The organism is Alterluteimonas muca, from assembly GCF_021191595.1.
Taxonomy (GTDB): Bacteria; Pseudomonadota; Gammaproteobacteria; order Xanthomonadales; family Xanthomonadaceae; genus Luteimonas; species Luteimonas muca.
Map to the genome: position 1 here is coordinate 101969 of NZ_JAIWPS010000002.1, position 18066 is coordinate 120034.

22 protein-coding genes are annotated in these 18066 nt (G+C 69.7%); 13 read left to right on the forward strand and 9 right to left on the reverse strand.

Going from position 1 to position 18066, the window contains the following annotated elements; translation table 11 throughout:
• Positions 1–21 precede the first annotated feature (21 nt).
• Both LDO11_RS03680 and LDO11_RS03685 read right to left on the reverse strand, forming a co-directional pair.
• The gene (locus LDO11_RS03680; protein WP_232140393.1) at positions 22–1179 is read right to left on the reverse strand and encodes a lipoprotein N-acyltransferase Lnb domain-containing protein; all 1158 of its coding nucleotides are present in this window, start codon (positions 1177–1179) and stop codon (positions 22–24) included.
• 64 nt (positions 1180–1243) lie between these two features.
• A complete protein-coding gene (locus tag LDO11_RS03685; protein ID WP_232140394.1) occupies positions 1244–2122 on the reverse strand; it encodes a CorC family transporter in 879 nt (292 codons plus the stop codon).
• A 266-nt stretch (positions 2123–2388) separates the two neighbouring features.
• Between LDO11_RS03685 and LDO11_RS03690 the strand changes: the two genes are divergently transcribed.
• Complete coding sequence (locus tag LDO11_RS03690; RefSeq protein WP_232140395.1) at positions 2389–2883, forward strand: hypothetical protein; 495 nt, start codon at positions 2389–2391, stop codon at positions 2881–2883.
• An 8-nt stretch (positions 2884–2891) separates the two neighbouring features.
• On the opposite strand, the gene ybeY is transcribed toward LDO11_RS03690, so the two are convergent.
• From ybeY to miaB, 3 genes are all read right to left on the reverse strand, one after another.
• Entirely contained in the window at positions 2892–3377 is a 486-nt protein-coding gene (gene ybeY / locus LDO11_RS03695; RefSeq protein WP_232140396.1) for an rRNA maturation RNase YbeY, read from the reverse strand.
• Positions 3378–3424: 47 nt separating this feature from the next.
• On the reverse strand, positions 3425–4408 hold the full coding sequence (locus LDO11_RS03700; RefSeq protein WP_232140397.1) for a PhoH family protein: 984 nt from the start codon (positions 4406–4408) through the stop codon (positions 3425–3427).
• A gap of 79 nt (positions 4409–4487) precedes the next feature.
• A complete protein-coding gene (gene miaB, locus LDO11_RS03705) occupies positions 4488–5930 on the reverse strand; it encodes a tRNA (N6-isopentenyl adenosine(37)-C2)-methylthiotransferase MiaB (protein WP_129136453.1) in 1443 nt (480 codons plus the stop codon).
• Positions 5931–6088: 158 nt separating this feature from the next.
• Between miaB and LDO11_RS03710 the strand changes: the two genes are divergently transcribed.
• The 6 genes from LDO11_RS03710 (at position 6089) to LDO11_RS03735 (ending at position 11181) form a co-directional block, all read left to right on the forward strand.
• Positions 6089–7012 carry a lytic transglycosylase domain-containing protein gene (locus tag LDO11_RS03710; RefSeq protein WP_435574606.1) on the forward strand — a complete coding sequence of 308 codons (924 nt, stop codon included), beginning with the start codon at positions 6089–6091 and terminating at the stop codon, positions 7010–7012.
• A 146-nt stretch (positions 7013–7158) separates the two neighbouring features.
• Complete coding sequence (gene petA / locus LDO11_RS03715; RefSeq protein WP_232140399.1) at positions 7159–7797, forward strand: ubiquinol-cytochrome c reductase iron-sulfur subunit; 639 nt, start codon at positions 7159–7161, stop codon at positions 7795–7797.
• Positions 7798–7857: 60 nt separating this feature from the next.
• Entirely contained in the window at positions 7858–9087 is a 1230-nt protein-coding gene (locus LDO11_RS03720) for a cytochrome b (RefSeq protein WP_129137318.1), read from the forward strand.
• A complete protein-coding gene (locus LDO11_RS03725) occupies positions 9080–9841 on the forward strand; it encodes a cytochrome c1 (protein ID WP_232140400.1) in 762 nt (253 codons plus the stop codon). Before LDO11_RS03720 ends, LDO11_RS03725 begins: the two co-directional genes overlap by 8 nt.
• 145 nt (positions 9842–9986) lie before the next feature.
• Complete coding sequence (locus LDO11_RS03730; protein WP_129136449.1) at positions 9987–10622, forward strand: glutathione S-transferase N-terminal domain-containing protein; 636 nt, start codon at positions 9987–9989, stop codon at positions 10620–10622.
• Between the two features lie 94 nt (positions 10623–10716).
• A complete protein-coding gene (locus LDO11_RS03735; RefSeq protein ID WP_232140401.1) occupies positions 10717–11181 on the forward strand; it encodes a ClpXP protease specificity-enhancing factor in 465 nt (154 codons plus the stop codon).
• A gap of 42 nt (positions 11182–11223) precedes the next feature.
• On the opposite strand, the gene LDO11_RS03740 is transcribed toward LDO11_RS03735, so the two are convergent.
• Positions 11224–11601: a DUF3301 domain-containing protein gene (locus tag LDO11_RS03740; protein ID WP_435574592.1), complete on the reverse strand. Its 378-nt coding sequence runs from the start codon at positions 11599–11601 to the stop codon at positions 11224–11226.
• Between the two features lie 3 nt (positions 11602–11604).
• On the opposite strand from LDO11_RS03740, the gene LDO11_RS03745 reads away from it, so the two are divergent.
• Positions 11605–12390, forward strand: a complete 786-nt coding sequence (locus LDO11_RS03745; RefSeq protein ID WP_232140402.1) for an FHA domain-containing protein — start codon at positions 11605–11607, stop codon at positions 12388–12390.
• A 31-nt stretch (positions 12391–12421) separates the two neighbouring features.
• Here the strand turns inward: LDO11_RS03745 and nadC are convergent, their stop codons facing one another.
• Both nadC and LDO11_RS03755 read right to left on the reverse strand, forming a co-directional pair.
• Positions 12422–13291, reverse strand: a complete 870-nt coding sequence (nadC, locus tag LDO11_RS03750; RefSeq protein WP_232140403.1) for a carboxylating nicotinate-nucleotide diphosphorylase — start codon at positions 13289–13291, stop codon at positions 12422–12424.
• Positions 13288–13566, reverse strand: a complete 279-nt coding sequence (locus LDO11_RS03755; RefSeq protein WP_232140404.1) for a Trm112 family protein — start codon at positions 13564–13566, stop codon at positions 13288–13290. Before LDO11_RS03755 ends, nadC begins: the two co-directional genes overlap by 4 nt.
• A gap of 192 nt (positions 13567–13758) precedes the next feature.
• Between LDO11_RS03755 and purE the strand changes: the two genes are divergently transcribed.
• Positions 13759–14283: a 5-(carboxyamino)imidazole ribonucleotide mutase gene (gene purE, locus LDO11_RS03760; RefSeq protein WP_232140405.1), complete on the forward strand. Its 525-nt coding sequence runs from the start codon at positions 13759–13761 to the stop codon at positions 14281–14283.
• Positions 14280–15425: a 5-(carboxyamino)imidazole ribonucleotide synthase gene (locus LDO11_RS03765; RefSeq protein ID WP_232140406.1), complete on the forward strand. Its 1146-nt coding sequence runs from the start codon at positions 14280–14282 to the stop codon at positions 15423–15425. The genes purE and LDO11_RS03765 overlap by 4 nt, the downstream gene beginning before the upstream one ends.
• Before the next feature lie 53 nt (positions 15426–15478).
• Here LDO11_RS03765 and LDO11_RS03770 read toward each other — a convergent pair whose 3' ends face one another.
• Positions 15479–16069, reverse strand: a complete 591-nt coding sequence (locus LDO11_RS03770) for a superoxide dismutase (protein ID WP_232140407.1) — start codon at positions 16067–16069, stop codon at positions 15479–15481.
• A gap of 132 nt (positions 16070–16201) precedes the next feature.
• On the opposite strand from LDO11_RS03770, the gene grxD reads away from it, so the two are divergent.
• Genes grxD through LDO11_RS03785 form a run of 3 tightly spaced genes read left to right on the forward strand, consistent with a single transcriptional unit; the run spans position 16202 to position 17873 of the window.
• Positions 16202–16528: a Grx4 family monothiol glutaredoxin gene (gene grxD, locus LDO11_RS03775; protein ID WP_129136440.1), complete on the forward strand. Its 327-nt coding sequence runs from the start codon at positions 16202–16204 to the stop codon at positions 16526–16528.
• Entirely contained in the window at positions 16525–17271 is a 747-nt protein-coding gene (locus LDO11_RS03780; protein ID WP_435574593.1) for an SDR family NAD(P)-dependent oxidoreductase, read from the forward strand. Before grxD ends, LDO11_RS03780 begins: the two co-directional genes overlap by 4 nt.
• Positions 17268–17873 (forward strand): YhgN family NAAT transporter, encoded by a 606-nt coding sequence (locus LDO11_RS03785; RefSeq protein WP_232140408.1) that lies wholly within the window; start codon positions 17268–17270, stop codon positions 17871–17873. The genes LDO11_RS03780 and LDO11_RS03785 overlap by 4 nt, the downstream gene beginning before the upstream one ends.
• Positions 17874–18066 lie beyond the last annotated feature (193 nt).

An 18066-nucleotide genomic window follows, 5' to 3' on the forward strand; every position in this document is an offset into this window, starting at 1 on the left:
CGCCAAGGCGCCTGACGGATGTCAGGCGGTCGGCGGCACCGGCCGGGACGGCAGAGCCCACCACCACGCGACATGCAATGGCAGCAGCAGGGCGATCCAGTGCACGTTGCGCTGCGGCTGCACCGGCAGCCAGTGCAGGAACAGCGCGATCACCGCAAGCACCGCCATCACGGCCACCAGCGGACGCATGAAGCGTGACGGCGCGCGGCCGCGCAGCAACCGCCAGGCATCGGGCAGCAGCAGCATGCACAGCGGGTTGAACAGCAGCAGGTTCTGGTTCTGCCAGCCGAAGCGGTGCGCGGTGCCGAACCAGATGAAGGCCATCACCAGCCCGAGTACGGCGCACACGCCCCAGAACCCCAGCCCGACCGCTGCGGTCGTGCGCGGGCGCCGGCGTGCAAGCGCGGCGATCGCGATCGCGCCGGCGAGGCCGGCCAGCGCCCATGGCCACCACTCGCGCCGCGCTTCCAGCGGCTCGGGGGCGAGGCGGTGTGGCAGCAGGACGGTTTCCTGCGCCACCAGCGGTCGGCCGTCGTCGCGGCGCAGGCCGCGCAGCGCGTCCGCCAGGCGCATCGGCACGAAGGCGTCCTCCCACAGCGCGTTCGGGCGGTCGGCCAGCGGGCCCAGGCCGATGTCGAACCCCAACCACATCCACGTGGCCGGCGACGCCAGCCGCACCGCGTCGCCGCGGTAGGTGTTGCCGCGCGAGCGCCCCTGCAACTGACGCTGCAGCAGGCCGTCGAGCGCGCCATCGAGTGCATCGCGCACGCGCGTCGAACAGTTGTCGGTGAAGTAGTCGTAGCGGTAGCGCGCGTTCTCCGGCAACGCGTTCTCCGCGAGCCGCGCCGCGAGCGCCGAGGCCTCGGCGGGGTCGAGATCCAGCCACTGGATCGACACCCCGCGGCCGACGTCGCGGTAGTAGGCGAGGTCCTCCTCCAGCGGCAGCGCGACCAGCATGTACTCCATGTCGCCGCGCACGAAATTGCCGACGAAGCCGGGTTCGGTGAGGTCGAAGTAGCCGAAGTTGTACGACACCGGTGCAGGTTGCGCGGGGTCGTCGACGACGATGGCGTTATGGCCGAAGCGTTCGAAGAAGATCTCGCCGGGCTGCATCGTGACCACGCCGATGCGCGGCACCGCGTGCGCGGTGAACGCGCACGCGGCGAGGAGCATCATCATCGCGAGTCGCAGCAGTGACGGCAGGCGTCGCGGCGACGCCGGACCCGGTGCGACGTACACCGGCTCAGGCGTCCTGCAGCGGATCGGCGTGCACGCTCACGTGCAGCGCATGCAGGCGGCGCGAGTCTGCGCGCGCCACGCGGAAGCCGAAGCGGCCGAGGGTGAGTTCCTCGCCGGCTTCGGGCAGGTGGCCGATCGCGGCGGTAACCAGCCCGCCGATGGTGTCGTACTCGTCGTCGTCGAAGTCGGCGCCGAAGCGCTCGTTGAAGTCGTCGATCGGGGTCAGCGCGTTGACCAGGTACTGGCCGTCGGCCTGGGCTGCGATCAGCGCGCTGGCATCCTCGGCTTCGTCGTACTCGTCGTCGATCTCGCCGACGATCTCCTCGAGCACGTCCTCGATGGTGATCAGGCCGGCCACGCCGCCGTACTCGTCGATGACGATCGCCATGTGGTTGCGCGACTGCCGGAACTCGCGCAGCAGCACGTCCAGGCGCTTGGACTCGGGGATCAGCACCGCCGGGCGCAGCAGCTCGCGGATATTGACTTCAGGGCTGCCCGGGACCACGCCGCGCAGCAGGTCCTTGGCCAGCAGGATGCCGAGGATCTCGTCGCGGTCCTCGCCGTGCACCGGGAAACGCGAATGCCCGGAGTCGACGACCTCGCGCATGATGTCGGTGAAGTCGGTATCCAGCGCCAGCGCCACCATCTGCGAGCGCGGCACCATCACGTCGGCCACGCTCATGCCGGAGACGTTGATCGCGCCTTCCATCATGCGCAGCGTGTCGGATTCGATCAGGCCGTCGGCCTGGGCGTCGCGCAGGATCTCGACCAGGTCCTCGCGGGTGGTCGGCTCGCCGGAGATCGCGGAACTGATGCGGTCGAGCCAGCTGCGGCGTTTCTCGGGGAGCTCGCCGGCGGAGTTGCTACTGTCGTCTTCGGACATCTCGTGGGTGACATGGGCGCCCGGGGGGAGGGCGTCGAAGCGAAGTCTAGCGCGTCCGTCCGGCGCGGTGTCCAGCGGTGCGGGACGGCTGACCCGGGCGCTCTCCAGCGGGCGCCCGAAGCGGAACCGGACCGCACGACAGCCTGCCGCTTGCCGGCGGCGAATCCCGACGCGTCATCGGGGGTTTTTCCGATGGGCCGTCCCGGGCGGTCCGGGGAGACTTGCATCCAACCCCGCTCAAGGAGGAGCACGCCATGCCGCATCCCATGTCCGCATCTTTCCGTCACGCCGCCGCCGCGGCCGCCATCGTGGTGTCCGCGCTGCTGGCCTTCCCGGGCAGCGCCCACGCCCGCGCCGACGGCCCGTATGTCGATGTCTCCGCGTACATCCACAGTGACGCGCAGATCGAAGCCTGGTATGCGATGACCCGGCAGCTGCGCCGCGACTTCGACGACATCTGCGGCGATACCTTCTGCGAGGGCGAGTACACAAATATCGAGCCGCTGCGCTTCCAGTGCTCGGTGCACCGGGTCAGCGGCCGCATCGGCATGTGCGTGTGGAGCTTTGCCGCCAGCGAGGAAGTCGTGGATCCGCTGTCGGGCAAGGTCGCAGTGCTGCCGCGGACCTGGCAGTGCCGGACGCCAATCGAGGCGGGGACGACGCTGGACGGCCTGCTCGCCGCGTTGGAGGGGCAGTCGCCACTGTATGCATCGCTGCCCGGCGGGCGCTCGTTGTTCGATGGCCTGGTGGACTGCCTCTGAGGCGCCGCTCAGGACTCCATGCGGTAGGGGTCGTCCACGCCCAGCCCGGCGAGGATCTCGCGCTCGAGCTGTTCCATCGCCTCGGCCTCGACGTCATTGTCGTGGTCCCAGCCCAGCAGGTGCAGTACGCCGTGCACGGTGAGGTGTGCGTAGTGGGCGTTGAGCGGCTTGCCCTGTTCGCGGGCCTCGCCCTCGACTACCGGCGCACAGATGACCAGGTCGCCCAGCAGCGGCAGGCGCACCCCGGGGGGCAGCCCCTCGGGCAGGTCGGCCGGGAAGCTCAGCACGTTGGTGGCGTAGTCCTTGCCGCGGTAGTGGCGGTTCAGCGCCTGCCCCTCGGCCGTGTCGACCACACGGATCGCGAGGTCCGCCTGGCGGATGCGTCCTTCCAGCGCGGCCCGCGCCCAGCGGCGGAAGCTCGCCGCAGCCGGCACGCCCTTGCGCGGCACCGCGTAGCCGACGGCGATATCGAGGCGGGCAGGACCTTTTGTCATCACCGGGAATTGTAGGCGCAAGCGCGCGCCGGCGTGGCGCGCCTGTCTCAGCCCGGTCCCGTCTCCGTGTCGCGCGCATCGCGGCGGTCGTAGGCGGTGACGATGCGTGCCACCAGCGGATGGCGGACAACGTCGCGCGATTCGAAGAAGGTGAAGCTGACCCCTTCCACGTCATTGAGCACGTCGATGGCGTCGCGCAGGCCGGACTTCATGTGCTTGGGCAGGTCGATCTGGGTGAGGTCGCCGGTGACCACCGCGGTGGAGCCGAAACCCAGGCGGGTCAGGAACATCTTCATCTGTTCGATCGTGGTGTTCTGCGCCTCGTCGAGGATCACGAACGCGTCGTTGAGGGTGCGTCCGCGCATATACGCCAACGGCGCGATCTCGATGACGTTCTTCTCCAGCAGCTTGAGCACCTTTTCCACGCCCAGCATTTCGTACAGCGCGTCGTACAGCGGGCGCAGGTAGGGGTCGACCTTCTGGCTGAGGTCGCCGGGGAGGAAACCCAGCTTCTCGCCGGCCTCGACCGCGGGCCGCACCAGCACCAGCCGCTGCACGCGCGCTTCGTTGAGCGCCTCGACCGCCATGGCCACGGCCAGGAAGGTCTTGCCGGTGCCGGCCGGGCCGACGCCGAAGTTGATGTCGTGGGTGGTGATGGCGTGCAGGTACTTCGCCTGGTTGGCGCCGCGCCCGCGGATGGTGCCGCGCTTGACCCGCACGGCGACCTCCTGCGGTGAGTAGTCCTCGGCCGCGCGGGTGACGTTGGCCTCCGACAGCCGCAGGTTGATCGCCTGGTTGTCGAGCGTCTCGGTTTCGGTTTCCGCATACAGCGCATGCAGCAGGCGCTGTACCTGTTCGACGGTCCGCTTGTCGCGGCCAGTCACCCGGAAGATGTTGCCGCGGTTGGCGATCTCCACGCCAAGGCGCAGTTCGATCAGGCGCAGATGGGCATCGAACGGGCCGGCGAGGTTGGCGAGGCGCTCGCTGTCGTCGGGTTCGAGGACGAAATCGGTATGGGCTGGACTGGGCATGGCGGGAAGATAGCAGCCGGCGATGTCGTCGCCGTGCAATGGTCGGCGGGCCCGGTCGATGGTCGTCCGGCGACCGTGGTCAGGGGGTCGCCGCGTCCACCGGCATCGCCACCCGGCCGCGCAACGAGTTGCTCATCGCCTCGGTGACCACCACATCCACGAACTGCCCGATCAGCCGCTTCGGCGCCGGGAAATTCACGAAGCGCATGTTCTCGGTGCGGCCGGTCAGCTCGCTGTCGCTCCTGCGCGACACGCCCTCCACCAGCACCCGCTGCACGCTACCCACCATCGCCTCGTTGATGCGTCGCGCGTTCGCGTTGATCGCCGTCTGCAGGCGTTCCAGGCGCGCGTGCTTGACCGCGTCGGGAGTGTCGTCGTCGAGGTCCGCGGCCGGCGTGCCGGGGCGGCGCGAGTAGATGAAGGAGAAGCTCTGGTCGAAGCCGACCTCCTCGATCAGCTTCATGGTCTTCTCGAAATCGGCATCGGTCTCGCCGGGAAAACCGACGATGAAGTCCGACGACAGGCAGATGTCCGGGCGCACCGCGCGCAGCCTGCGTACCTTCTGCTTGAACTCCAGCGCGGTGTAGCCGCGCTTCATCGCGGCGAGGATGCGGTCGCTGCCCGACTGCACCGGCAGGTGCAGGAAATTGGCCAGCTGCGGCACGTCGCGGTAGGCCTCGATCAGCGAATCGGAGAACTCCAGCGGGTGCGAGGTGGTGAAACGGATCCGCTCGATGCCGTCGATCTCGGCGATGGTGCGGATCAGCAGGCCGAGGTCGGCCACTTCGTCGGTGTCGGCGCCCATCGGCCCGCGATAGGCATTGACGTTCTGGCCGAGCAGGGTGACTTCGCGCACGCCCTGCGCGGCCAGCTGCACCACTTCCACCAGCACGTCCTCGAACGGCCGGCTGACCTCCTCGCCGCGGGTGTAGGGCACCACGCAGAACGAGCAGTATTTCGAGCAGCCTTCCATGATCGACACGAACGCGGTCGGGCCTTCCGCGCGCGGCTCCGGCATCGCGTCGAACTTCTCGATCTCCGGGAAGCTGATGTCGACCTGCGGGCGGTCCTGTTCGCGGCGGGCACGGATGAGTTCCGGCAGGCGATGCAGCGTCTGCGGGCCGAACACCAGGTCCACGAACGGCGCGCGCCTGATGATCGCCTCGCCTTCCTGCGAGGCCACGCAACCGCCGACGCCGATGATGACGTCGCGGCCATTGGCCTTCAGCGCCTTCCAGCGGCCGAGCTGGCTGAACACCTTCTCCTGCGCCTTCTCGCGGATCGAGCAGGTGTTGACCAGGATGACGTCGGCGTCCTCGGCACGGTCGGTCAGTTCCATGCCGTCGGCGGCGGCCAGCACGTCGGCCATGCGGTCCGAGTCGTACACGTTCATCTGGCAACCGTGGGTCTGGATGTAGAGCTTGCCGGCGGGCCTGGCCCCGGACGGGGCCGGGCGACGCGGGGTGGCGAGCGGCAGGACATCGCCGATGGCGGCCTGGGGACGGGCTTCGATCGTGGTCATGGCGGTTCCGGGGGCGCGGCGATGAGTCCGGGCCGGAGTGGCGGGTAACGGGCCGGCGGTCGCCGGGCGCGCAGTGTACCCGGCAACATCCGGGGGGCGCCGCCTTTCACGGGGTCTTGGCAAGCCACGTGTTTGCGGCGAGACTTCGCGCGATGGGGATCAAGGGGTTCATCGCGTTCATCTGCCTGCTGGCAACGGCTCCCGCTGCTGCGGGCACGCTGTACCGTTGTGATGCGGGCGACGGCGTGCCGCAGTACGTGAGCAAGCGCGTCTCCGGCGCGCGCTGCAGCGTGGTGACCCGCTATTCCCCCGAGCGCAGCCGTCCGGCACCGGCTCCGGCCGCGGCCGGCAAGGTGATCGAGGCAGGACGGGTGGAGGGTTCACCCGCAACGGTCAATGCCGGCGCGCCCTCGACGTTCATGGCCCGGCCGGCCGCCGCGGCCACGGTGGCCACCGCCGCACCGGCGCCGGCCACCCCGCGTGGCACGCCGCGCCTCGTGCAGGGGCAGGTGTATTCCTACATCAAGGACGGCGTTCGCCATTACACCAGCCGCCCGCCGGGCCGTGGCTCGGGCGCCACGGCGATGCGCACCATCCAGTACAGCTTCATGGAAACCTGCCACGCCTGCGCCGCGCGGCCGGGCGTGAACTTCGGCACCGTGCGCCTCAATACCGACGCCTATGCCAGCGAAGTCCGCGCCGCCGCGCAGGAATTCGGGGTGGAGGAGGCCATCGTGCGCGCGGTCATGCACGCCGAATCCGCCTTCAACCCGAACGCGCTGTCGCGCGCGGGGGCGCAGGGGCTGATGCAGCTGATGCCCGCCACCGCGCAGCGGTTCGGCGTGTCGAACGCCTTCGATCCGGCGCAGAACATCCGCGGCGGGGTGAAGTACCTGGCGTGGCTGCTGAAGCGCTTCAATGGCGACCTGACCCTGGCGGCGGCAGGCTACAACGCTGGCGAGGGCGCGGTGGATCGCCACGGTGGCGTACCGCCCTACAGCGAAACCCAGCGCTATGTGCAGCGCGTGGCGGTGCTTTCGGACCGCTATCGCGGCCATCTCGCTACCGCGGCTGCGCCCTGAAGATGCGCGGATGCGGTTGGGGCCGTTGTGGGCGGATTCAGCGTTCCGTTACACTCCAGCGGCTTTATGCAACCGGTTCCGTTGCGGCACACGCGCGCGGCAGCCAATGACCCAACAGCTACCGATCCAGGTTTGCGGAGTACCGGATGGCGAATGAAACAGTGATCCAGCCCCTCCCGGGCGAGGATTCAGTCAATACGGGCCGGCGCCGGTTCCTGACCGCGACCACCGCGGTGGTCGGGGCGGTCGGCGTGGCGGGCCTTGCGGTGCCCTTCATCAAGTCGTGGAACCCGAGTGCGCGCGCGCTGCTCGCCGGTGCACCGGTCACGGTGGACATCAGCGCGCTGCAGGAAGGCCAGCGGCTGATCGCCGAATGGCGCGGCCAGCCGATCTGGATCGTCAAGCGCTCGCAGGCGATCCTGGAAGCGCTGCCGACCCTCGAGGGCGAACTGCGCGATCCGAACTCCGAGAACGCCGACCAGCAGCCGGAGTACGTGCGCGAGGCCAACCCGGCGCTGCGCTCGATCCGCCCGGAGATCTCGGTGCTGGTCGGGCTGTGCACCCATCTGGGCTGCTCGCCGGAGATGGCCGCCGAGATCCGCCCCGAACCGTTCGATGCCAACTGGAAGGGCGGCTACTTCTGTCCTTGCCACAAGTCGAAGTTCGACATGGCCGGCCGCGTCTACCAGGGCGTGCCGGCGCCGACCAACCTGGTGGTGCCGCCCCACTACTACGCCGACGAGAACACCATCGTCGTCGGCGTCGATCCGCAGGGAGCCGCATAAATGGCCAACGTCGACGACAAGGTCTCCGCGCCGAACGATCCCGCCACCGGGATCATCGCGATGTTCCGGGCGTGGTTCGACGACCGCACCCCGGGCCTGATGCCGGCCTACCGCAAGCACATGACGGAGTACTTCGCACCGAAGAACTTCAACGTCATGTACTACTTCGGCTCGCTGGCGATGCTGGTGCTGGTCAACCAGATCGTGACCGGCATCTTCCTGACGATGCACTACAAGCCGTCCGCGGCCGAGGCGTTCTCCTCGGTCGAGTACATCATGCGCGACGTGGAGTGGGGCTGGCTGATCCGCTACATGCACTCCACCGGTGCATCGCTGTTCTTCATCGTCGTCTACCTGCACATGTTCCGCGGGCTGATGTACGGCAGCTACCAGCGCCCGCGCGAACTGGTGTGGATCCTCGGCATGCTGATCTACCTCGTGCTGATGGCCGAGGCGTTCCTGGGCTACGTGCTGCCGTGGGGCCAGATGTCGTTCTGGGGCGCGAAGGTGATCATCTCGCTGTTCGGCGCGTTCCCGGTGATCGGCAACGGCCTGACCGAGTGGATCATGGGCGACTACCTGCCCTCGGATGCCACCCTCAACCGTTTCTTCGCGCTGCACGTGATCGCGCTGCCGCTGGTGCTGTTGCTGCTGGTGGTACTGCACCTGGGGGCGCTGCACGAGGTCGGTTCGAACAACCCTGACGGCGTCGACATCAAGTACGGCCCCAAGGGCAACCGCTGGTCGAAGACCGCGCCCACCGACGGCATCCCGTTCCACCCGTACTACACGGTCAAGGATCTGGTCGGTGTCGGGTTCCTGCTGCTGATCGCCGCCTTCATCATCTTCTTCGCGCCGGAATTCGGCGGCTGGTTCCTCGAGCACGACAACTTCGTCGAGGCCAACCCGCTGGTGACGCCGGAGCACATCAAGCCGGTCTGGTACTACACCCCGTACTACGCGATGTTGCGCGTCGTGCCGGACAAGCTCGCCGGTGTGCTGGTGATGTTCGGCGCGATCGCGATCCTGTTCTTCGTGCCCTGGCTCGACCGCGCGCGGGTGAAGTCGTACCGCTACCGCGGCCTGATGTCGAAGGTGCTGCTCGGCCTGTTCGCGATCAGCTTCGTGTGGCTGGGCAAGATCGGCGCCGGCCCGGGTACCGACCCGGTCGAGACCATCGTCGGCCGCTTCCTGACCTTCTATTACTTCGCCTTCTTCCTCACCATGCCGCTGTGGACCAGGTGGGACAAGACCAAGCCTGTTCCGGAGCGGGTGACGACGCATGACTAAGCAGCCTCTCGCCATCCTCCGTCGCGCCGCACTCGTTGCAGGCGGCCTGCTGCTGTCGTTCGGTGCGCTCGCCGCCGACCCCGGCACGGCGCTGCAGCACTCGGGCACCGACATCGCCGACCGGGCCTCGCTGCAACGCGGCGCGCAGTTGTTTATGAACTACTGCTCCGGCTGCCACTCGCTGAAGTACCTGCGCTACTCGCGCATGGCCGATGACCTCGGCCTGAGCGAGGAAGAGGTGATGGAGAACCTCAACTTCACCGGCGCGGCCTTCGGCGAACACATCGTCTCGTCAATGCCGGCCAGCCACGCCGACGGCTGGTTCGGCACGGCGCCGCCCGACCTGTCGCTGGTGGTGCGCACCAAGATCGGCGGACCGGACTGGGTCTATACCTTCCTCAAGAGCTTCTACCAGGACGAGGAAGCGGTCGTGGGCTGGAACAACACCCTGTTCCCGAACACCGCCATGCCCAACGCACTGTGGGAGCTGCAGGGCCTGCAGCGCCCGGTCTACGGTGCGCCCGACGAGATCGGCCAGCCGGTGGTGGAGTCGCTGCAGCAGGCGCAGCCGGGCCGGCTCTCGGAAGCCGACTTCGACCGCGCGGTGCGCGACATCACCGCGTTCCTGGAGTACGCCGCCGAACCCGCCGCGCTCAAGCGCCAGGGCATCGGCGTCTGGGTGATCTTCTTCCTGGCGTTCTTCACCTTCCTCACCTGGCTGCTGAAGAAGGAATACTGGCGCGACGTCCACTGACGCGCGGTGGCGAGCGCCCGCTACCGCGGGCGGTCGCGGTCGGGCCGCACGGGGAAGCGGCCGGCGCGGGAACCGGGACGACCCTCCGCACGGGGCGGATGGCGTCGATGCGATCGGCGGATACCGGTCGCGGGGAGACACGATGATGGCGTCGAGCCTGCGTATGCGTCATGCACTGACCCTGTTTTCCGCGGTCGATGATGTGCTGTGCCACCGGGTGCGCCTGGTGCTGGCGGCCAAGGGCGTCACCTACGACCTGATCGCGGTGGATCCGCAGGATCCGCCGGAAGACCTGATCGACCTCAACCCGTACCACTCGGTGCCGACCCTGGTCGAGCGCGACCTGGTGCTCTACGCCGCCTCGGTGGTGAGCGAGTACATCGACGAGCGCTATCCGCATCCGCCGCTGATGCCGATCGATCCGCTGTCGCGCGCGCGCCTGCGCCTGGCGATGCTGCGCCTCGAGCACGACTGGGTGCCGCAGATCCAGGCCATCCAGTTCGGCAACAGGCAGCAGGCCGAAGCGGGTCGCAAGCGCCTGCGCGAACTGCTGACCGCATCGGTGCCGTTGTTCAAGGCCAGCAAGTTCTTCCTCAGCGCGGAAATGAGCCTGGCCGACTGTGCGATCGCGCCGATCATCTGGCGCCTGCAGGCGCTCGACGTGCCGCTGCCCAAGGACGGCAAGGTGATCGAGGACTACGGCAACCGGATTTTCCGCAACCCGGGTTTCGTGCGCAGCCTGACGCCCCAGGAGCGCAACCTGCGCGAGCTGCCGGCGTAGCCGCGTCGCACGAGGGCATCCGCGCCCTCGCGTCACCGCCGCCGCGGCGGCGGTTGCGCCCACATCCGGGTCGTCGCGCCGCTACACTTGCGCCATGAGCGAACCGCAATTGCCTGTCATGACCAGCCACCGCCCGTATCTGCTGCGGGCGCTGTACGAGTGGATCGTCGACAACGGCATGACCCCGCACATTCTCGTCGACGCCACGCGTCCGGGCGTGCGCGTGCCGTCGCATACCGTCAACGAGGGCCGCGTGGTGCTCAACATCGCCGAGCGTGCGGTGGCGCGGCTTGAGATGGACAACGACAGCGTACGCTTCACCGCGCGTTTCGGTGGCGTCAGCCAGTCGGTGTCGGTGCCGGTGTCGGCGGTGCTGGCGGTGTACGCGCGCGAGACCGGACAGGGCATGGTGCTACCCGACGACATCCCCGGCCACGGGCCGGCCGCCGGGGACGACGCGTCCGGCGATCAGCAGGACGGCCCGGACGACGATGACACTCCGCCTCCGGGCGACGACGGTCCGCCGCGGCGCGGTGCGCACCTGCGCGTCGTCAAGTAACGGACGCCTGCCGGGCGAAGCCGGCGACGCAATTGGTCGCGCTCAGCGCAACGCCTGCACCACCTGCTCGCCGCCGACCGGCCCGACGAAGGCGACCAGCTCATCGCCGCGCAGCACCAGGCGACCCACGGAGCGCTCGACGCCGTCATCCGAATACTCGAAGCGGAAACTGCGTTCGAAGCCCAGGCGGCCGTCGTCGCGACGGCGCAGCCGCAGCCCGCTGGCATGCACGGTCTGGTCGAGCCACTGCACCCCGGCCAACCGGCAGGCCTCGCGCCCGATGCTCTCCGCACGTTCGGCCGCCGCACGCGCGGCACTCCACCACGCGAACGCGGCGGCACCCAGAATCATCACGAAGATTGCATCGGACATGCCGCTAATGTGGCGACCGCCGCGCACGCCGGCAAGAGACCCACGCATCGCATGAGCAGCCAGGCCCTGAAACTCGTCTTTCCCGGTGGCGAACACCCGCAGGTGTTGCTGTCGCCGGGCCGCAACGCCATCGGCTCCGGCGCCGGCAACAGCATCGTCATCGATCGCCCCGGGATACGCCCCGAGCATTGCGAGCTGCAGGTCAACCTGCACGGGGTGATGCTGCGGGTGCCGGACGGCGTGGTGGTGGAGGTCAACGGGCGGCCCGTCGAGGGGCTGATCGCGCTGCGCCCCGGCGACGTGGTCGGCTTCGACGAGGTGCAGGCGCGACTGGTGTCGCTGGAAGTCGCGGGCAGCGCGGCGCCGGCGGTCACCGGCGCGGTGCCGGCGAACGACGATGGCCCCGCGGCCACGGCGATCCGCCCCGCGGTGCCGCGCTACGTCCTGCGCGGCGTCTCCGGCCGCAACTTCGGCCGCAGTTTCCCGCTCGTTGGCGACACCGTGGTCGGCCGCGCCCCGGAATGCACCCTGCGTTTCGACGAGGACGGTGTGTCGCGGCTGCACGTGCGCCTGGAACCGCTGCTCGACGGCATCCGCGTGCAGGACCTCGGCTCGACCAACGGCACCTTCATCAACGGACGCCGGGTGCGGATGGCACTTGCCCGGCACGGCGACGAGATCGGCTTCGACCGCCTGCGTTTCCGCGTGCTGGCGCCGGGCCGCAGCGAGGCTGCCGAAGAGGCGCCCATGGCGGCCCGCGGTGGGCGCGTGCGCTGGATGCTCGCGGCAGCGGCGCTGGTGGCGGCGACCGCCGTGGCGGTGGTGGCGGTCGCCTGAGCGGCGCGCGCCGGCGGCCGCGCGATGCGCGTCAGCCCGGCGGCGGTCCCAGCTTCATCGACAGGTCGATCGCACGCACGTGCTTGGTCAGCGCGCCGATCGAGATGACGTCCACGCCGTCCTCGGCGATGGCGCGCAGGCCGGCGAGGTCGACGCCGCCGGAAACTTCCAGCGGAATCCGGCCGTGGTACGGACTTCCGCGTGCGATCCGCACCGCCTCGCGGCGAAGGTCGGCACTGAAGTCATCGATCAGCACGCGTTCGCAGCCGGCGTCGAGCGCCTCGCAGAGTTGCCCGAGGGTCTCCACCTCCACCACCAGCGGCAGCTCCGGCCACTGCGCGCGCGCCGCGGCAATGGCGGCACCGACCGAACCGGCAACGCGGACGTGGTTCTCCTTCAGCATCACCGTGTCGTACAGGCCATGGCGATGGTTGTCGCCACCGCCGGCACGCACCGCGTACTTCTGCGCCTGGCGTAGCCCGGGCAGGGTCTTGCGGGTATCGAGGATGCGCGTACCGGTGCCGGCCACCGCTTCCACATGGGCTGCCGTGGTGGTGGCCGTGCCGCTGAGGGTCTGCAGGAAATTGAGTCCGGTGCGCTCGCCGGTCACCAGTGCGCGGCTGCGGCCGGCCAGCGTGGCCACCACGGTGCCTGCGCGGACGTGGTCGCCTTCGGCGACATGCCAGTCGATGCGCACCTCCGGGTCGAGCGCGCGGTGGCAGGCGTCGAACCACGGACGACCGCAGACCACCGCGTCCTCCTTGCACAGCACGTAGGCGATCTCGGCGACATCGGGCAGCAGCGCCGCGGTGACATCCCCACTGCCGATGTCTTCGGCCAGCGCACGCGCGACGTCGGCCTGGACATCCTGCGCTGGCGGCGCCTGCAGCGTCGGGTTCATCGCGCCGGCGCGGCCGGGAAGCCCTCGACCTGGCCCGTGGCGATCGCCTCGTCGACCAGCAGCACCGGGATGCCGTCGTCGATCCGGTACACGCGCTTGTGGTCGCGGGTGACCAGCGCCGCGCGCAACGGCGTGGCCTGGGCGGCGCCGTCGTCGCGCTGCACCGTGCCTGCACCGATCGCGCGGTTGATCGCGTCCAGCCCGGCAGCGTCGAGCAGCGACAGTGGCTGGCGGGTCGCGGGGCAGACGAGGATGTCGAGCAGCTTGCGGTCCATGGGGCGGTGGTTCCGGTGGGTGATCGATGGCGGAAAAGCGTATCACTCCGCCGTGGCGCGCCGGCCGGGGGAGGGGTCGGGCCTTCCGCGAACGCATCCACTTCCGCGCACCAAGTAAGCACGTTGGCGGGGCCACGGGTCTCCTTCGCGGCGCGAACCGCCTAGAATGCGCGTTTCGGTCCGGAATCCACCATGTCCGCCAATTCTCCCGGCCCGCTCGTGGGCATCGTGATGGGCTCGAGGTCCGACTGGGACACCATGCAGCCCGCCGCCGAGCGCCTCGCCGCACTGGGCGTGCCCCATGAGGTGCGGGTGGTTTCCGCGCATCGCACGCCCGATGCGATGTTCGCCTACGCCGAAGAGGCGCAGGCCCGCGGGCTGCGCGCGATCATCGCCGGCGCCGGTGGCGCGGCGCACCTGCCAGGCATGCTGGCCGCCAAGACCGCCGTGCCGGTGCTGGGTGTGCCGGTGCAGTCGAAGGCGCTGAGCGGCCTCGACTCGCTGCTGTCGATCGTGCAGATGCCTGCCGGCGTCCCGGTGGCCACCTTCGCCATCGGCCGTGCCGGCGCCGCCAATGCCGCGCTGTTCGCGGCGGCGATGCTCGGCGACCAGCCGGAGGTCGCGCGGGCGTTGGCGGACTTCCGTGCGCGCCAGACCGAAGAGGTCGCACGCAACGACGACCCCCGCGTCGACATCTCCTCCACCGGGTTCGCATGACCACCGTCGGCATTCTTGGCGGCGGCCAGCTCGCGCGCATGCTCGTCCTGGCCGGCGTACCGCTCGGCCTGCGCTTCGTGGTGCTCGACCCCACCGCGGATGCCTGCGCGGGCCAGTGCGCACCGCTGCTGGTGGGTGGCTACGACGACCAGGCCGCGCTGGCGGAGTTCGCCAGCCGCATCGATGTGGCGACCTTCGATTTCGAGAACGTTCCCGCAGACAGTGCGCGCCACCTGGCCGCGCAGGTGCCGGTGTATCCCGCGCCGGACGCGCTGGCCATGGCCCAGGACCGGCTTGTCGAGAAGTCGCTGTTCCGCGAGCTCGGTATCCCGGTGCCGGCGTTTGCCGACGTCGACTCGCGCGAAGGGCTGGAAGCGGCGGTCGCCGAAGTCGGCCTGCCGTGCATCCTCAAGACCCGCCGGCTGGGCTATGACGGCAAGGGCCAGTTCCGCATCCGCGATGCCGCCGACCTCGACCGCGCCTGGGAAGCGCTGGGTGACCAGGCGCAGCGGGTCGGGCTGATCGCCGAAGCATTCGTCCCGTTCGACCAGGAGTACTCGGTGATCGCCGTGCGGGGTCGCGACGGCGAATTCCGCGCGTGGCCGCTGACCGCCAACTGGCATGTCGATGGCGTGCTGTCGGCCAGCCTGGCGCCGGCGCAGGTGCCGGAAGCGCTGACGGCGGAGGCCCAGGCGCATGCACGGGCGCTGGCGGAGCGGCTCGACTATGTCGGCGTGTTCGCGCTCGAGCTGTTCTGCCGCGACGGCCGGCTGCTGGCCAACGAGATGGCGCCCCGCGTGCACAACTCCGGACACTGGACGATCGAAGGTGTGGAGACTTCTCAGTTCGAGAACCACCTGCGCGCCGTGCTCGGCCTGCCTCTGGGGTCCACGGCCGCGCGCGGCCACGCCTGCATGCTGAACTGGATCGGCGCGATGCCGGATGCCGGGCCGGTGCTGGCCGAGGCGGGCGGCCACTGGCACGACTACGGCAAGCAGGCGCGCGATGGCCGCAAGGTGGGCCACGCCACGCTGCGTGCCGATGATGCCGGGGCATTGGCCGTGGCGCTGGCGCGTGTGGGCGCGGCACTCGGGCGGAGCGCGCAGGTGGAACCGGTGATAGGGGCGCTGCGCGCGATCTGAAGTGCCCCCGTCCTCGGGCCCGATCTGCGTGCCGCCGGCCGGGAGCCGGGTCTCTAGCTTCCCGTCAGCCGTGATCCCACCGCACTCCAGTTGACCAGCTGCCACCACGCGGCGAGGTAGCGTTCGCGCTGGTCGCGGTAGTCGAGGTAATAGGCGTGCTGCCACAGGCAGCAGGCCAGCAGCGGGCGGTCCGGGCCGGTGAGCGGCGTCGCCGCGTTGGGCGTGGCGGCAATCCCGAGGCGCCCGTCGCGCCGCTGCACCAGCCACGCCCAGCCGGCACCGAAGCCACGCAGGGCCGCAGCGTCGAACTGTTGCCGCAATGCGTCGACGCTGCCGAAGGACGCATCGATCGCAGCGGCCAGCGGCCCGCGCGGCTGGCTGGCACCCGCAGCCGCAGGCGCCATGCCGCGCCAGTAGAAGTCGGTATTCCAGGCCTGCGCCGCATGTTCGAACAGCCGCCCCTGCGCGCGCCGCACGATGTCCTCCAGCGTGGCGTCCTCCAGCGCGGTGCCAGCGACCAGCGCGCTGACGCGCTCGATGTCGGCGCGCTGGTGATGGCCGTGGTGCTGCTCGACGGTCTCCCCGGACAGGTGCGGCTCAAGCGCGGTATGGGCGTAGGGCAGGGCGGGGAGTTCGATGGGCATCCGGGGTGGCCGTGGCTGCTCGGTGGGCGTGAGCGCTTACAATGGGCGGATTCTAATCCACGCTCTCTAATCCACGCCCCGCCACCGGCCGCCGCGATCGCGCCGCGGCACAGGCGACGCAGGAGCCTGTCCATGTCGGTGATGCAGCGCATCCAGTCCGCAATCGAGGCGCATCCCATCGTGCTCTTCATGAAGGGCACCCCGGAATACCCGATGTGCGGCTTCTCCAGCCAGGCCATCGACAGCCTGCGCGCCGCCGGCCTGGAGGACGGGCAACTGCATGTGGTCAATGTGCTCGAGGATCCGGAAGTGCGCGCCAACCTGCCGCGCTACTCCAACTGGCCGACGTTTCCGCAGCTCTTCATCCACGGCGAGCTGATCGGCGGCTGCGACATCACCGTCGAACTGCACGAGTCGGGCGAGCTGGCGCGCATGGTGGCCGAGGTACGCAACGCGTGAGCGGCCCCATTGCGTTGCCCCTGCCGCAGGCGTTGCCGCTGCGCGATCGCGTGATCCTGGTGACCGGCGCGTCCGGCGGGCTCGGCGCGGCCGCGGCGCGTGCATGCGCCACGGCCGGCGCCCGCGTGTTGCTGCTGGGCCGCAAGGTGCCGCGCCTCAACCGCGTCCACGATGCGATTGCCGCCGCTGGCGGCGACGCTGCGCTGTATCCGTTGGACATGGAGGGCGCCGGCCCCGATGACTATGCCGAGCTCGCCTCGCGTGTCGCCGACGCCTGGGGGCGCCTGGATGGCGTACTGCACTGCGCCGCCGAGTTCCGCGGCCTGACCCCGCTCGACCATGCCGACCCGGCGGCGTTCGCGCGCGCGGTGCACGTCAACCTCACTGCGCGCTGGTGGCTCACCCAGGCCTGCGTGCCGCTGTTGCGGCAGGCCGAAGACAGCGCCGTGGTGTTGGTGATGGACGACGTCGAGAGCAGCAGCCAGGCGTTCTGGGGCGGCTACGGCATCGCCCAGCGTGGCCAGGAGGCGATGGTGGAGATGCTCCACCGCGAGCTCGCCAACGGGCCCGTGCGCGTCAGCGGCCTGCGCCCCGGCCCGATGCGCACGCCGCTGCGCGCACGCGCCTATGTCGACGGAGAGCACCTCGCCCGTGATCCGGCCGACTGCGCGCCGTACTGCGTCGAGCTGCTGTCCGCGGCGGGCGCGGCGCATCGCGGCGCCGTGTGGAGCCCGCCGCGATGACGGTGGCGTCGGCGGCGCTGCTGCTGTTCCTGATCCTCGATCCACTGGGCAATATCCCGGTGTTTCTCAGCATGCTGCGGCGCCTGCCGCCGCATCGGCAGCGGATCGTGCTGGCCCGCGAGATGCTCATCGCCCTGGCGGTGCTCATGCTGTTCCTGTGGGGTGGCAAGTACGCGCTGGAACTGATGCGCCTGCGGCAGGAATCGGTGTCGATCGCCGGCGGCATCATCCTGTTCCTGATCGGCATCCGCATGATCTTCCCCAGCCCGCAGGGGCTGATGGGCGAGATCCCGGATGGCGAACCCTTCATCGTGCCGATGGCGATCCCGCTGGTGGCCGGGCCTTCGGGCATGGCCGCAGTGATGCTGATGGGCAGCACCGAGCCCGACCGCCTCGGCGAATGGAGCCTGGCGCTGCTGATCGCCTGGGGCGCGACGGCGACCATCCTGTTTTCGTCGACCTGGCTCTACAAGCTGCTCGGCATCCGCGCGCTGACCGCGCTGGAGCGGCTGATGGGCATGCTGCTGGTGGCGATCTCGGTGCAGATGCTGCTGGACGGCATTGCCGGCTACTTCACCAGCGTGGCCGGCCCTGCCGGGTGAACGAACAGTGACGGCCGCACGCTTCTTGGACAGCTGCGCAGAAACAAAAGCGTGCGCGCTCAGCCACTTGCTCCGGCCGCGCCGGTAACGGCACTGTCATACGCCGCAACTAGCATGTTAATCTGTTGTTAACTGCCTACGGCCTGTCGGCCCGCGGCACTGCAGGGGACATCCCGCCAGCTGTACCGGTCCT

Coding starts and splice junctions, on each gene's coding strand:
- LDO11_RS03680 (WP_232140393.1), bottom strand. CDS start 1,179: ATGATGATGCTCCTCGCCGCGTGCGCGTTCACCGCGCACGCGGTGCCG.
- LDO11_RS03685 (WP_232140394.1), bottom strand. CDS start 2,122: ATGTCCGAAGACGACAGTAGCAACTCCGCCGGCGAGCTCCCCGAGAAA.
- LDO11_RS03690 (WP_232140395.1), top strand. CDS start 2,389: ATGTCCGCATCTTTCCGTCACGCCGCCGCCGCGGCCGCCATCGTGGTG.
- ybeY (WP_232140396.1), bottom strand. CDS start 3,377: ATGACAAAAGGTCCTGCCCGCCTCGATATCGCCGTCGGCTACGCGGTG.
- LDO11_RS03700 (WP_232140397.1), bottom strand. CDS start 4,408: ATGCCCAGTCCAGCCCATACCGATTTCGTCCTCGAACCCGACGACAGC.
- miaB (WP_129136453.1), bottom strand. CDS start 5,930: ATGACCACGATCGAAGCCCGTCCCCAGGCCGCCATCGGCGATGTCCTG.
- petA (WP_232140399.1), top strand. CDS start 7,159: ATGGCGAATGAAACAGTGATCCAGCCCCTCCCGGGCGAGGATTCAGTC.
- LDO11_RS03720 (WP_129137318.1), top strand. CDS start 7,858: ATGTTCCGGGCGTGGTTCGACGACCGCACCCCGGGCCTGATGCCGGCC.
- LDO11_RS03725 (WP_232140400.1), top strand. CDS start 9,080: ATGACTAAGCAGCCTCTCGCCATCCTCCGTCGCGCCGCACTCGTTGCA.
- LDO11_RS03730 (WP_129136449.1), top strand. CDS start 9,987: ATGGCGTCGAGCCTGCGTATGCGTCATGCACTGACCCTGTTTTCCGCG.
- LDO11_RS03735 (WP_232140401.1), top strand. CDS start 10,717: ATGAGCGAACCGCAATTGCCTGTCATGACCAGCCACCGCCCGTATCTG.
- LDO11_RS03740 (WP_435574592.1), bottom strand. CDS start 11,601: ATGCGTGGGTCTCTTGCCGGCGTGCGCGGCGGTCGCCACATTAGCGGC.
- LDO11_RS03745 (WP_232140402.1), top strand. CDS start 11,605: ATGAGCAGCCAGGCCCTGAAACTCGTCTTTCCCGGTGGCGAACACCCG.
- nadC (WP_232140403.1), bottom strand. CDS start 13,291: ATGAACCCGACGCTGCAGGCGCCGCCAGCGCAGGATGTCCAGGCCGAC.
- LDO11_RS03755 (WP_232140404.1), bottom strand. CDS start 13,566: ATGGACCGCAAGCTGCTCGACATCCTCGTCTGCCCCGCGACCCGCCAG.
- purE (WP_232140405.1), top strand. CDS start 13,759: ATGTCCGCCAATTCTCCCGGCCCGCTCGTGGGCATCGTGATGGGCTCG.
- LDO11_RS03765 (WP_232140406.1), top strand. CDS start 14,280: ATGACCACCGTCGGCATTCTTGGCGGCGGCCAGCTCGCGCGCATGCTC.
- LDO11_RS03770 (WP_232140407.1), bottom strand. CDS start 16,069: ATGCCCATCGAACTCCCCGCCCTGCCCTACGCCCATACCGCGCTTGAG.
- grxD (WP_129136440.1), top strand. CDS start 16,202: ATGTCGGTGATGCAGCGCATCCAGTCCGCAATCGAGGCGCATCCCATC.
- LDO11_RS03785 (WP_232140408.1), top strand. CDS start 17,268: ATGACGGTGGCGTCGGCGGCGCTGCTGCTGTTCCTGATCCTCGATCCA.